We start from the raw sequence: 13,212 nt of genomic DNA, 5'->3' as shown, positions 1-13,212 counted from the left end.
AGGCCCGTTGGCGCCCCCAGTGCCAGGCCGGAGCTCGGCTAGAGCTCGGCGCTCAACCGAGCGGTGGCGTCCTGGAGCGCGGCGCCCCACTTGGCTGCGGGGCTCGGTCCGAGCCGCTCGGCCGGGCCGGAGATAGACAGCACGGCCACCAGCGCACCGTCCGGTTGGAACACCGGCGTGGACACCGATGCGAGCCCGACTTCGCGCTCTGCGACGGATTCAGCGAAGCCGTCGTCACGCACCTGCTTGAGTTCCGCGTCGTTGAAGGGCGCGTCGACGGGGGTGTAGGCGGCGAACACGCGGGCGGCGGAGCCGGCGGATAAGGTCAGGTGGGAGCCGACCGGGACCACGTTGTGCAGTCCGCTTTCGGGTTCCGCGGCGGCGATGCAGGTGCGCGTGGTGCCGGTGAGCTGGTAGAGCTGGGCGGATTCGCCGGTGGTCTCGACGAGATCTCGAAGCACCGGGGCCGCGGCCGCGAGAAGTTTGGGCGACGGCCCGCCGGTGTAGCTGGGCAACGCGGGCCCAAGCGACCATTCGCCGCGTTCGTTGCGGGCGAGCACATGGTGCACCTCGAGTGCCGTGGCGATGCGGTGTGCGGTGGCCCGGGGCAGCTTGGTGGCGTCGCTGAGCTCTGCGAGCGATTTTTCGCCGCTGGCTACCGCGGCCACGATTGCCACTGCGCGGTCGAGCACTTTAATGCCGGATCCTTCGTTATACTGTCTCACAGTTCGAATCCTATCATCTCATTATGTGGGAAGGTGGGGAGGAAACGCGAAGGAGTTTGCTATGGCGGATACACCGTTGACGTTGGCAGAGAAGGTGTGGCGCGACCACGTGGTCAAGCAGGGTGAGAACGGCGAGCCCGACCTCATCTTCATCGATTTCCAGCTCCTGCACGAGGTCACCTCGCCGCAGGCGTTCGAGGGGCTGCGCTTGGCCGGGCGCTCAATGCGCCACCCGGAGTTGCACCTGGCCACCGAGGACCACAACGTGCCCACCGAGGGGATCGTCTCCGGCCAGCTCCTCGAGATCGCGGAGCCGACCTCGCGCACCCAGGTTGCCACGCTGCGCGAGAACTGCGAGGAGTTCGGCGTAACCCTGCACCCGATGGGCGACGTCAAGCAGGGCATTGTGCACACCGTCGGCCCGCAGCTGGGCATCACCCAGCCGGGCATGACCATCGTGTGCGGCGACTCGCACACCTCCACCCACGGCGCGTTCGGCTCGATCGCCATGGGCATCGGCACCTCTGAGGTGGAGCACGTCATGGCCACCCAGACCCTCCCGCTGAAACCCTTCAAGACCATGGCCGTCGAGGTCACCGGCGAGCTGCAGGAGGGCGTGACCGCGAAGGATCTCATCCTGGCGATCATCGCCAAGATCGGCACCGGTGGCGGCCAGGGCCACATCATCGAGTACCGCGGCGAGGCCATCGAGAAGATGTCTATGGAAGCGCGCATGACCATCTGCAACATGTCCATCGAGGCAGGCGCGCGAGCCGGCATGGTCGCGCCCGACCAGAAGACCTTCGATTACGTCCAAGGCCGCGAGTACGCCCCGACAGGCGCCGACTGGGACGCCGCGGTGGAGTACTGGAAGACGCTGCCCACCGACGAGGGTGCCACGTTCGACACCGTGGTGGAGATCGACGGCGCGTCGCTGACCCCGTTTGTCACCTGGGGGACCAACCCCGGCCAGGGCCTGCCGCTGGGCGAAAACGTGCCGGACCCGGAGGACTTCACCGACGAGACCTCCAAGCAGGCCGCCGCAAAGGCACTGAACTACATGGATCTGACCCCAGGCACGCCGCTGCGCGACATCGCCATCGACACCGTGTTCTTAGGCTCGTGCACCAACGCCCGCATCGAGGACCTGCGCGCCGCCGCCGAGGTGGTCAAGGGCCGCACCATCGCGGAAAACACCCGCATGCTGGTGGTGCCCAGCTCCACGCTGGTCAAGCAGCAGGCGGAGGAGGAAGGCCTGGACAAGGTCTTCACGGACTTCGGCGCCGAGTGGCGCACTGCCGGGTGCTCGATGTGCCTGGGCATGAATCCGGATCAGCTGAAACCGGGGGAGCGGAGTGCGTCGACAAGCAACCGCAACTTCGAGGGACGGCAAGGCCCCGGCGGGCGCACCCACCTTGTATCCCCGCTGGTCGCTGCGGCGACCGCTGTCACCGGCCACCTTGCTAGCCCCGCAGACCTGTAAAGGAGCACCCCGATGGAGAAATTCACCACCCACACCGGTGTCGCCGTGCCGCTGACGCGCTCGAACGTGGACACCGACCAGATCATTCCGGCGCGCTACCTCAAGCGCGTCTCCCGCACCGGCTTCGAGGACGGCCTGTTTTCCAACTGGCGCGAAAACGAGCCCGGGTTCGTGCTCAACCAGGACGCCTACGCCAACGGCTCCGTGCTGTTCGCCGGGCCCGACTTCGGCACCGGCTCCTCGCGCGAGCACGCCGTGTGGGCGCTGATGGACTACGGCTTCCGCGCCGTGTTCAGCCCGCGCTTCGCCGACATCTTCCGCGGCAACTCCGGCAAGGCCGGGCTTTTGGCCGCGAACCTGCCGGAAAGCGACATCGAGCTGATCTGGAAGCATCTGGAGCAGCACCCGGGCGAGACCGCCACCGTGTCGCTGGAAGACCGCACGGTCACCGTCGGCGACAACACGTTCGTCTTCGAGGTGGACGACTACACGCGCTGGCGCCTCATGGAAGGCCTCGACGACATCGGGCTGACGCTGCGCGACGAAGACGCGATCGAGGCCTTCGAAGCGAAACGGCCGGCGTTCAAGCCGGCCGTGCGGTAAGCGCTAGTGGTAAGCGCTAGTCCTGCGCCGCTTCCTCGTCGAGGCGCTGGGTGACCTCCGGCGCGAACTCGGTGAGGAAGTCGCGCGAGGCGGCCACCACGCCCTGGATGCCGGTGAGGATGTGGGACTCGAACTGGTTGTCCGTGTACTCCCAGTGGCCGGGCAGGCTGTAAGCCACGCCGAGGGCAGTCACCCCGCGCTCCTCGTCTTTGAGCGCGGTGACGGTGGGGTAGGCCTTGGTGTAGTTGTACTGCTCGGCCCAGTTGCGGATGTCCTCGTAGCGGTCCGCACCGATGGAATCCACCGCGACCGAAGAAATCACGTTGATGTTCGGGGCGATGTGCGCGATTTCCAGGCCGATGCGCGCGAAGCCGGTGCGGATGGCAAACTCGCTCGCCTCGTCGTACTGCCAGCCCTGCTTGGCAAAGACGTCCTTGACGCGCTGGATGGACAGGGGCTTCAGGGTGTCGTTGCTCATGGGTGTTACGCCTCCTTAGCGCCGTCGTTGAAGGATTCTTCGCGGCCCGGGAAGGTCGCGCGCAGCTCGCCGGCCACGTGGTGGATGGCGGAGAAGAAGTACTCGCACATCTCGCGCAGCTGGGAGTCGGCGAAGCCGTCGCCGGAGAAGAACGGCGCCTCCATGATCGCGATGGCGGTGCCGTCCTCGCGCTGCACCGGGTGCACGCGCACCAGCGGCAGGGTGCGGTTCATCACGTTCGCGAACTCGCGAAGCTTCTCGACGTCCTCCGGTTGATCCACAACCGCCATCCACCTAGACGTTGCCTTGAATCCCTCGCGTTCGACCTCGAAGAAGACCACCAGGCCGGGAAACGCGGTGCGGACCTCGCCGCCGTCTTCGCGGAAGTACTTCAGGTCCATGCCTTCCAGCGTGGAGGCGATGCGTTCCTGCGTCACCGGCGGGAATGCGGTGGGGGTGGGGGAAGTCATAAGAAAAATCCGTTCCTTTCTTTTTCGCTACAGCACCGGCAGTGCGGACGGGACGTAGTCGGCGCCGGTGAGCTGGCCGTCGTTAAAGCTCAGCACCCACACGGAGCCCTTCTTCGCGTGGATCTCGGTGTCGATGGGCAGGGTGCCCTGCGCAGACAGCCAGGCGATCATGCCCGGGATAACATCGCCCTGGGCGCAGACCACGGAGGTGCCGCCCTGCTCAATCACCTCGGTGAAGGCGCGCTGCGCGCCGACCATGTCGGACAGCCAGGCCTCGTCGCCGAAGCGGGCATCCACGGCCACCTCGATGCCCAGCTCGTCCGCAAGCGGGGCGACGGTGGTCTGACAACGCTCCGGTGCCGCGGAGTAGATCCGCTCGGGGGAAAACGCGCTGAGTAGCGGGACCAGCATCTCGGATTGGCGGCGGCCCCTCTTGTCCAGCGGGCGCAAGTTGTCGTCGCCGGACCACTTCTCGCGCTCGTGCGCGCGGGCGTGGCGCACGTACAGCACGCGCGCGGTGGCCGGGGTGGCGAAGCGCTTCTTCGCCTTGCGCAGCACCTGGCGGTCCAGGTCGTAGGTCATCAGCTCGCAGGCGTCGTCGAGAGGCAGCCAGCGGATCTCGTCCACCTCGTCGTTGGGCTCGAACTCGCCGCCGGTGACCTCGCCGGTCCAGTAGTAGACCACCTTCGTGGTCTTCTTCACCGGATAGACCGTCTTGCCCAAAAGCTTGCCCAGGCGCACGTCGAAGCCGGTTTCTTCCTTGATCTCGCGCACCGCGGTCTGTACCAGGGACTCGTCCGGGTCCACCTTGCCCTTGGCCAAAGACCAGTCGTCGTAGTGCGGGCGGTGGATGCACGCCACCTCCAGCGAGTCAGGTTGTGCCAGGTCACCGCGCCACAGCACCGCGCCGGCGGCAAGCGTGGTGCGCTTGAACTCGCTTTGCGGGTTGTTGGGGATTTCCTGCAGGCGCCCGGTGAGGAACATCTCGCCGCGCGTGTCCTTGTCCTGCTCGTGCAGTTGGCGGTCGTCATTTGGCATACATTCCATTGTGACGCAGACTCGGCGGGCGCGCTACGTCCGGGCAGAGGACGGGCGGGGTGGTACGTTGTAGCGGTTGAAAAACGCTGGGAGGACGCACTGATGGTCAACGTGGCAGTACTGGGCGCCGGTTCCTGGGGGACCACCCTTGCCAAGGTGTTCGCGGACGCGGGCAACCCCGTGAGCCTGTGGGCGCGGCGCGAGGAGCTCGCACGCACAATCCAGGACACTCGGGAAAACCCCGACTACCTCCCCGGCATCGAACTCCCGGCGGCGATCCAGGCCACCTCGAACGCCGCCGAGGCGCTGGAGAACGCGGCGATAGTCGTCTTCGGCGTGCCCAGCCAGACCATGCGAGACAACCTCACCCGCTGGGAGCCGTACTTGCCTGGCGACGCCACACTGGTCTCCATCTCCAAAGGCGTGGAATCCGGCACGCACATGCGCATGAGCGAAATCATCGCGGAAGTCACCGGGGTAGAACGCGAGCGCATCGCGGTGCTGTCCGGGCCGAACCTCTCGCGCGAGGTCGCCGAGGAACAGCCGGCCGCGACCGTGATCGCCTGCGCCGACGAAAACCGCGCCAAGCTCGTCCAGGCCGCGTGCGCCACCAGTTACCTGCGCCCGTACACCAACACCGACGTGGTGGGCTGTGAAATCGGCGGCGCCACCAAGAACGTCATCGCGCTGGCCTGCGGCATGGCCGCCGGCCAGGGTTTGGGAGACAACACCCAGGCCACCCTGATCACCCGCGGCCTGGCGGAAATCACCCGACTTGGCGCAGCACTCGGGGCGGACGCGCGCACCTTCGCCGGCCTCGCCGGCATGGGCGACCTGGTGGCCACCTGCGCCTCCCCGCTGTCGCGCAACCGCACCTTCGGCGCCGCGCTCGGCGAAGGCGCGACCATGGACGAGGCCCGCGCCGCCACCAAGGGCCAGGTCGCTGAGGGCGTGGTGTCCTCGCGCAGCATCTTCCAGCTCGCCGAAGAGCACTCCGTGGAGATGCCAATCACCCAGGGCGTGTTCTCGGTGTGCCACGAAGGCATGAAGGTCGCCGACGTGATCGCCGCCCTGATGGGTCGCAGCAAGAAATCGGAGTAGTGCCCGGTAGGCTAGCTCCCCGTGATCCGCATAGCTGTTTTGTACGGTGGCATGTCCACCGAGCACTCGATTTCCTGCATCTCCGCCGACTCGGTCATGTCCCACATGCCCGCAGAATACGAGGTGTTTCCCATCGGCATCACGCAGGAAGGTGTCTGGGTCGAGGGTGTGGCGAATCCGGCGGAAGGGGCGGAGCTTCCCGTCGTCAAGCATGGGCGCGAAGTTGCGCTCTCCCTGAACCCGCAGCGCAAGGGCTTGCTTTACGACGTCACCTCCGGCGAGCCCATCACCACCATCGACGCCGTCTTCCCGGTGCTCCACGGCAAATACGGCGAGGACGGCACGGTCCAAGGCCTGCTCGAGATGGCCGGGGTGCCGTACGTCGGCCCGGGCGTGCTGGCGTCCGCGTGCGGGATGGACAAGGAGTACACCAAAAAGTTGGTGGTGGCTGCCGGGATCCCGGTCACGCGCGAGGTGATCTTGGACGGCGCGCGCGAGCTCACCGAGGCAGAGCGTTCGCACCTGGGGTTGCCGGTGTTTGTGAAGCCGGCCAACGGCGGGTCCTCCATCGGCGTGTCCAAGGTGACCAGCTGGGAGGCGCTGCCGGCGGCGGTGTCGCTGGCGCTGGAGTCCGACGGCAAGGTCATCGTCGAGGCTGAGCTGGTCGGCGACGAGGTGGAAGTCGGGGTGCTGGAGCGCCCCGACGGCACCGTCGCCGCGTCCGTGCCTGCCAAGCTCAACGGCACCGAGGACTCCGCGGAGGGCTTCTACGGCTTTGAGACCAAGTACCTCGAAGAAGGTGTGACCGCCACCATCCCGGCGCCGTACTCGGACGAGCTGATCGCCCAGCTGCAGGACATGGCGGTGACCTGCTTTCGGGCGCTGGACTGCAAGTCGCTGGCGCGCGTGGACTTCTTCGTTACCGACAACGGGCCGGTGCTCAATGAGGTCAACACCATGCCCGGCTTCACCGCCATCTCCATGTACCCGCAGGTGTGGGCCGCCACAGGCGTGGACTACCCGGAACTGCTGGACACGCTGATCCGCACTGCGCTGCGGTAGGGGGTGCGGGCCTAGGCCTCGCCGGTGTGCTCGGCGATGAGGTTGGTCAGGTTCGTGATCGCCTCGTTGCTCTCCGCCTGCGGCAGCGACGCCGCCACCTGGACGTCGCGGCCCATCGCGTACCAGGTGGAAGCGGTGGTGCCGTTGGCCAGCTTCACGTCCTCGAACCACGGTACGCCGTTGATCTGGTCCAGCCGCGCGCCCGGGCCGTAGTTTTCCGGGTCGGCGACGCCGCAGCGCAGCACGATCGCGTCTTGGCCTTCGGCGGACCAGGCCACGGTCTGCTCGCTCACTGCGTCGACGCGGGTGTAGCCCTCCGCGATGGAGTCGGGGGCCGCGTCGAGCAGACTGTCGCACGTGCCAGCGTCGCCGGCTGCCGCAAGGTCCGCGAGCGGCGCGGGGTGCTGCTCGGGGGCTGGGCCGTTCAACGCGGAGGTGTCGATGCCGGCGACGGGGGCGGCGCCGCTACGGAGCTGCTCCACATCTGCGGTGACGGCGAGGACGGGGGAGCGGTCCACGGTGAACCAGGTGGCCAGGGTCGAGCCCGGGGTGGCGTCGTTGACGCGCAGCCAGCGCGCGTCGTCGATGTCCTCGGTCTGCGCGTACGGGGTGTACTGCGCGGGCGCTTCCACGCCGCAGCGCAGCGTGATGCGCTCGGTGGAGGAGGCCTGCCACGCGGCGGCGCCTTCGGGGGCGGGCTTGGCCAGTTCGGCGCGTTTGAGGTCGGCGAGGGTGGACGGGAGGGCGTCGATAAGCGATGTGCACTCCGCGGAAGACGCCTCGGGCGCGGGAACTTGCGTCATCGCCACCGGCTGCAACGCCACGCGGTTGAAGAACACGCGCGCGCCGACGAGCACGCCGAGCACCAGCGCCACCGCCAGCCCAAGACTGATGTAGATGGTGGTGCGGTTAAATTGAGCATCATGCGCCGTGGAACCCATGGCGGCTGAGTCTAGTGAAAGGGTGCGCGCAGACGTGATCGAGACAGGCTTTCCCACCGGCGGGCCGACGCTGGGCGAGCTCGGCGAGCGCGAAGTCATTGCGCTGATCCGCGCCCAGGCGCCGTCCGCGCTCAACGGCGACGACGCCGCGGTGCTCACCCAGGCGGCGCCGAACTCGCGGGTGGTGGCCAGCACGGACATGCTCGTGCAGGGCCGCCACTTCACCGCCGAGACCACCACGCCGTACCTGCTGGGGCGCAAGGCGGCGCTGCAGAACTTCGCGGACATCGAGGCCATGGGCGCGCGTCCGATTGCGGCGCTGATGGCGGTCTCCGCGCACCCGGACACCCCGGCGAAGGTGCTCGAAGAGCTTGCGCGCGGCGTGGGCGAGATGGCGTCGGACTACGCCTGCGAGCTCGTCGGCGGCGACGTCACCGGCGGCGACTACCTGGTCGTTTCAGTCACGGCGATGGGGGCGCTCGGCGGTAACCGCCCGCCGCTGACGCTGGACGGGGCGCGCCCGGGTCACCGGGTGATTGCCCACGGGCGCCTCGGCTATTCCGCTGCCGGCCTCGCGCTGCTGCAGGCGGGCGTGGACGTGCCGGCGCAGCTCGAGCCGCTGGTCGCCGCGCACCAGGTGCCGGAGCTGACCCCGGGCCGCGGCGTGGTGGCGCGCGCGGCGGGGGCGTGTGCCATGACGGACAACTCGGACGGGCTGATCCGGGATCTCACCCAGCTCGCGGAGGCGTCCGGCGTGGGTGTCGACCTGGCGTCCAACGCGATCGCCCCCGACCGGCTGCTGGTGCAGGCGGGCGAGCTGCTCGGCACGGACCCGTGGGAGTGGGTGCTCGGCGGCGGCGAGGACCACACACTCATCGGCACCATCGAAGGCTCCGCGCCGGTGGGCTACCGCTCCATCGGTGCGGTGACCAAGAAACAAGGCGTGCGTATCGACGGCTCCGCGCCCGCCACCGACACCGGATGGGAGAGCTTCTGATGTTGCCCGTGCACGAATCCTGGCGAGCGCCGCTGGCGCCGGTGGAAGAGCAGATCCACGCCATGGGCGACTTCCTGCGCGCAGAAGGCGAGTACCTGCCGCGCGGCAACGACATTCTGCGGGCGTTTGCGGACCCGTTCGAGGACGTGCGTGTGCTCATCCTGGGCCAGGACCCGTACCCGACGCCGGGGCACCCGATGGGTCTGGCGTTTTCCACGCAGCCAGGGGTGGCGGCGCCCCGCTCGCTGGTGAACATCTACAAGGAGCTGCAAGACGACTTGGGCGTCCCGCCGCGCAAAGACGGGGACTTGAGCTCCTGGTCGCAGCAGGGGATTTTGCTGCTGAACAGGGTGCTCACCGTGCGCCCGGGTGCCCCGGCGTCGCACCGCGGCAAAGGATGGGAGGCCGTGACCCAGGCGGCGGTTGAGGCGCTGGTGGCCCGCGGCACGCCGCTGGTGGCCATCTTGTGGGGCCGCGACGCGCAGACGGCCGCGAGGTTCTTGGGCGACACCCCGCGCATCGAGTCGCCGCACCCCTCGCCGCTATCCGCCTCCCGCGGTTTCTTCGGCTCCCGGCCATTCTCCGGGGCGAATCAGGAGCTGGAGAAAATGGGTGCCCAGCCGGTCAACTGGGCACTCTAAGCAGAACCTGTAAACTCTCTCAGCATGTCTGCATCTCCGCTTTCTAACGGCGCACGCCTGCTCGCATGGTCCCGCCGCGCCTTAAGCGAGCTGGAGCGCAAGCGCGCGGAGATCAATGAGCTCAACGTCTTCCCAGTACCGGACGGGGACACCGGCTCCAACATGGCGCACACGATGGCGGCAGCGGTCCAGGCCGCCTCGGAGCTGGAAGACGGCGCGGGCGTGACCGAGGTCGCCGAGGCGCTGGCCGTCGGCGCGGTGCGCGGGGCGCGCGGCAACTCCGGAGTCGTCCTCTCCCAGATCCTCCGCGGCTTCGCCCAAGCCGCCAGCTACGGGGTGACGGAAGGCGAGATGCTCGCCGTCGCGCTCACCAACGCCGTCGGGTTCGTGGACCGCGCTATCGCGGAGCCGGTCGAGGGCACCATCATCACGGTGCTGCGCGCCGCCGCCGACGCCGCGCGCCCCAACGCGCACCTGCCGCTTGTCGACGTCGCATCCGCCGCCACCGCCGCCGCCCAAGACGCGCTGCGACTGACCCAGACCCAGCTGCCGGTGCTGCGCGAGGCCGGCGTGGTTGACGCCGGCGGGGCGGGCCTGGTGGCGGTGCTGAACACCCTGACGGCTGAAGGGGAAGGTGAGCGGGAACCGGAGGACGTCGATAGGCAAATGCCCGAAACCCACGGCACCCAGGGCGAGCTGGAAGTGATGTTCAGCTTCCGCGGCGACCTGGACGCACTGAGAGGCGAGCTTGCGGGGCTGGGTGACAGCCTGATTGTCGCGCCGCTGAACGAGGGCGAGGCCACGGTACACATCCACTCCCGCGACGCCGGTAAGGTCATCGAGACCGCTTTCGCCGCAGGTGAGGTGTCTGACCTGCGCCTGGAGGTGCTCACGAGCGCCGTGGCGGCCGGCGCGCCGGAGCGCCTGATCATCGCGGTGACCCCGCCGGGGTCCGTGACCAGCCTGTACGCCGCCTCCGGTGCGGTGACGGTGGTGCCGGGGCCGAACGTGGCGGCGGACATGCTCGACGCGATCACCCGCTCCGGCAGCAACGAGGTGATCGTGCTGCCGAACGGGCAGCTGAGCAACAGCGAGCTCGCGGCGGTGGAGAACGCGGCGCGCGCGGTGGAGCAGTCGATCACCATCCTGCCCACGGTGCGGCTGGTCTCCGGTATCGCGGCGCTGTCCGTGCACGACCCGGCGCAGCCGTTGGCCACCGCCGCCTTCACCATGTCTGAGGCGGCCGGCGAGATGCGCACGGCGCTGGCGTTCCGCGCCGAGAAGGGCGGGCTGACCTTGGGCGGGGCCGTTGCGAGGGGCGACGTGGTGGTTACCTCCCGCGGTGAGCACATGCTCATCGCGGACGAGCCGATGGACGCCGTGGAGCGCGCCTGCCGCCGCCTGCTCGAGCACGGCGGGGAACAGGTGAGCATCCTGTTCGACCCGAACGAGCTTCGCGCGGACGCGTTGGAGGAGCTCGAGGGCAAACTCGGTGTCGACGTGATGGTCTATCCTGCGGACGGACTGCAAGCCTGCGCGGAGATTGGGGTGGAGTAGATGCTGGGTTTCGAGGACAAGCGCCCGCTCAACCTGGTCATTCCGCTGAAACAGGCCAAGGCGATAGGCAAGCACCTCGACATCCACACCTGCGGCGAGCTGCTGCGCTACTACCCGCGGCGCTACCTGCATTACGGCACCGGCGCCGACCTCGCCGGGGTGAAACCGGGCGACACGCTCAACGTCATCGGCACCGTCGTGGGCACCGAGCAGTTCACCTCGAAGAAGCAGCCGAAGCGGCCGATTTACAAGGTGTATGTGGACGACGGCCGCCAGGTGTTTTTGGCGACCTTCTTTGGCTCCCACTACGCCCAGCGCGTGCTCAAAGAGGGCCGGCGGGTGATGCTGACCGGCAAGTACGACGTGTTCCGCAACCAGCCGCAGCTCTCGCACCCGGATTTCGTGCTTCTGGACGGGCCCACGCAGGCCACTGGTGCGCTGCGGCAGCTCGGCCACTTCGGCGACATCGAGCAGATCATGAGCGGGCGTGAGTGGCTGCCCATCTACCCGGCGGTGAAAAACGTCAGCACCTGGACCATCATGGGCGCAGTCCATGCGGTGCTGAAAGAGCTTCCGCCTATCGACGAGCCTCTCGGCTTCACCCCGATAGGATTCTTGCCCCTGAACTCGGCGGTGCACCAGATTCACGAGCCGGGCCCGCCGGGGCCTGCCCGTGCGCTGGAGCGGCTGAAGTACGACGAGGCGCTGTCCGTGGCGTTGGCGATGGGTGTGCGGCGCGCCGACGCGGAGGCGCGCAGCGCGGAGGCCCTGCCGCGGGTAAAAGGCCGCGACCAGGACCTGCTGGTGCAGCGCCTGCCGTTCCCGTTGACCTCTGGCCAAAACGAGGTGGTCGCGGAGATCACCCGCGACATGGCGCGCACCGTGCCCATGAGCCGGCTGCTGCAGGGCGAGGTCGGTTCCGGCAAGACCATCGTGGCGCTGATTGCCATGCTCCAGGCTGTGGACAACGGCGCGCAGTGCGCCTTCCTCGCGCCCACCGAAGTGCTGGTGCTGCAGCACGCCCGCTCCATGACGAAGGTGCTGATGAACGCTGGCCTGCCCACCCGCGTGGTGGCGCTGACCGGGTCCATGACGGCGGCGCAGAAGCAGGACGCGCTGCTGAAGATCGTCACCGGCGAGGCCGACATCGTGGTGGGCACCCACGCGCTGATCCAGGACGGCGTGGAGTTTTTCCGCCTGGGGCTAGTGGTGGTGGACGAGCAGCACCGCTTCGGCGTGGAGCAGCGCGACGCGCTGCGGGCCAAGGCGGGGGAGGTAACCCCGCACCTTTTGGTGATGACGGCGACGCCGATCCCGCGCACCATCGCCATGACCGTCTTCGGCGACTTGACCGTGTCCACCCTGCGCGAGCTGCCCGGCGGGCGAAAGCCCATCCAGTCCGCGGTGGTGCCGCAGTTCAAGCCGCGCTGGGTGGCGCGCGCCTGGGAAAAGATCCGCGAGGAGGTTGCCGCCGGCCACCAGGCGTACGTGGTGTGCCCGCGCATCGACGGCGAGGGCGGCGTGCTCGAGGTCTTCGCCGAGCTCGCGTCCACGGAGTTCGAGGGGCTCAACGTGGCGTTTTTGCACGGCCGGATGAAGGGGGAGGAGAAAGACACCGTCATGGCGGACTTCGCCGCCGGCGGGGTGGACGTGCTGGTGGCCACCACCGTGATCGAGGTCGGCGTGGACGTGCCCAACGCGACGGTGATGATGGTGCGCGAGTCCGAGCACTTCGGCGTCTCCCAGCTGCACCAGCTTCGCGGCCGCGTGGGCCGCGGCGGCAACCAGTCGCTGTGTTTGTTCCACACCTTGGCGCAGGAGGGCACCCCGTCGTTTCAGCGCGTGAGCCAGGTCGCGTCCACCACGGACGGCTTCGCGCTGGCGGAGCTGGATCTGCTCAACCGCCGCGAGGGCGACGTGCTGGGCACCCAGCAGTCCGGCATGCACCGCACGCTGAAACTGCTCAACCTGGTGGAGGACTTCGAGCTGGTGCGCCGCGCCTACGACGACGCCGAGCGCCTGGTGGCGGACAACCTCGAGTTCGCCCGTGCCGCCACCGCGGATTTCATTCCGGAGGACTTCGAATACTTGGACAAGAGCTAGAGCGTTAGAGTTG

Annotated in this window: 13 protein-coding genes; 8 read left to right on the top strand and 5 right to left on the bottom strand. The window is 68.3% G+C overall.

The genetic code is table 11. The annotated features are described in order from the left end of the window. Positions 1-38: 38 nt before the first annotated feature. A complete protein-coding gene (locus MHY23_RS06345) occupies positions 39-725 on the bottom strand; it encodes an IclR family transcriptional regulator (protein ID WP_239306857.1) in 687 nt (228 codons plus the stop codon). A gap of 61 nt (positions 726-786) precedes the next feature. Here MHY23_RS06345 and leuC point away from each other — a divergent pair, with 61 nt between their 5' ends. Both leuC and leuD read left to right on the top strand, forming a co-directional pair. Beyond that, positions 787-2,208 (top strand): 3-isopropylmalate dehydratase large subunit, encoded by a 1,422-nt coding sequence (gene leuC / locus MHY23_RS06340; protein WP_239306856.1) that lies wholly within the window; start codon positions 787-789, stop codon positions 2,206-2,208. Between the two features lie 12 nt (positions 2,209-2,220). Then, the gene (gene leuD / locus MHY23_RS06335) at positions 2,221-2,811 is read left to right on the top strand and encodes a 3-isopropylmalate dehydratase small subunit (protein ID WP_239306855.1); all 591 of its coding nucleotides are present in this window, start codon (positions 2,221-2,223) and stop codon (positions 2,809-2,811) included. A gap of 16 nt (positions 2,812-2,827) precedes the next feature. Here leuD and MHY23_RS06330 read toward each other — a convergent pair whose 3' ends face one another. From MHY23_RS06330 to MHY23_RS06320, 3 genes are read right to left on the bottom strand one after another with little or no spacing between them, the layout of a single operon-like run. Beyond that, positions 2,828-3,289 carry a hypothetical protein gene (locus tag MHY23_RS06330; RefSeq protein WP_181888319.1) on the bottom strand — a complete coding sequence of 154 codons (462 nt, stop codon included), beginning with the start codon at positions 3,287-3,289 and terminating at the stop codon, positions 2,828-2,830. A 5-nt stretch (positions 3,290-3,294) separates the two neighbouring features. After that, positions 3,295-3,759, bottom strand: a complete 465-nt coding sequence (locus MHY23_RS06325; RefSeq protein WP_181888320.1) for a YbjN domain-containing protein — start codon at positions 3,757-3,759, stop codon at positions 3,295-3,297. Positions 3,760-3,786: 27 nt separating this feature from the next. Beyond that, on the bottom strand, positions 3,787-4,797 hold the full coding sequence (locus MHY23_RS06320; RefSeq protein WP_239306854.1) for a bifunctional NUDIX hydrolase/histidine phosphatase family protein: 1,011 nt from the start codon (positions 4,795-4,797) through the stop codon (positions 3,787-3,789). A gap of 102 nt (positions 4,798-4,899) precedes the next feature. On the opposite strand from MHY23_RS06320, the gene MHY23_RS06315 reads away from it, so the two are divergent. Together MHY23_RS06315 and MHY23_RS06310 are read left to right on the top strand one after the other, a co-directional pair. Further along, positions 4,900-5,898, top strand: coding sequence for an NAD(P)H-dependent glycerol-3-phosphate dehydrogenase (locus MHY23_RS06315; RefSeq protein WP_239306853.1), 999 nt, complete (start codon positions 4,900-4,902; stop codon positions 5,896-5,898). 21 nt (positions 5,899-5,919) lie between these two features. After that, the gene (locus MHY23_RS06310; protein WP_311389331.1) at positions 5,920-6,960 is read left to right on the top strand and encodes a D-alanine--D-alanine ligase family protein; all 1,041 of its coding nucleotides are present in this window, start codon (positions 5,920-5,922) and stop codon (positions 6,958-6,960) included. Positions 6,961-6,971: 11 nt separating this feature from the next. Here the strand turns inward: MHY23_RS06310 and MHY23_RS06305 are convergent, their stop codons facing one another. Beyond that, complete coding sequence (locus MHY23_RS06305; protein WP_239306852.1) at positions 6,972-7,901, bottom strand: DUF3515 domain-containing protein; 930 nt, start codon at positions 7,899-7,901, stop codon at positions 6,972-6,974. Between the two features lie 34 nt (positions 7,902-7,935). Between MHY23_RS06305 and MHY23_RS06300 the strand changes: the two genes are divergently transcribed. From MHY23_RS06300 to MHY23_RS06285, 4 genes are read left to right on the top strand one after another with little or no spacing between them, the layout of a single operon-like run. Then, positions 7,936-8,898, top strand: coding sequence for a thiamine-phosphate kinase (locus MHY23_RS06300; protein ID WP_239306851.1), 963 nt, complete (start codon positions 7,936-7,938; stop codon positions 8,896-8,898). Beyond that, entirely contained in the window at positions 8,898-9,539 is a 642-nt protein-coding gene (locus tag MHY23_RS06295) for a uracil-DNA glycosylase (protein ID WP_239306850.1), read from the top strand. Before MHY23_RS06300 ends, MHY23_RS06295 begins: the two co-directional genes overlap by 1 nt. A 24-nt stretch (positions 9,540-9,563) precedes the next feature. Further along, a complete protein-coding gene (locus MHY23_RS06290; protein ID WP_239306849.1) occupies positions 9,564-11,096 on the top strand; it encodes a DAK2 domain-containing protein in 1,533 nt (510 codons plus the stop codon). Continuing rightward, positions 11,097-13,199 (top strand): ATP-dependent DNA helicase RecG, encoded by a 2,103-nt coding sequence (locus MHY23_RS06285; protein ID WP_239306848.1) that lies wholly within the window; start codon positions 11,097-11,099, stop codon positions 13,197-13,199. The last annotated feature ends 13 nt before the right edge of the window (positions 13,200-13,212 follow it).

This window comes from Corynebacterium sp. ACRQP (genome assembly GCF_022345915.1).
Classification (GTDB): domain Bacteria; phylum Actinomycetota; class Actinomycetes; order Mycobacteriales; family Mycobacteriaceae; genus Corynebacterium; species Corynebacterium lehmanniae.
Note: the sequence above shows the minus strand (reverse complement) of the source record. Positions and strands in the feature narration are given on the sequence as shown.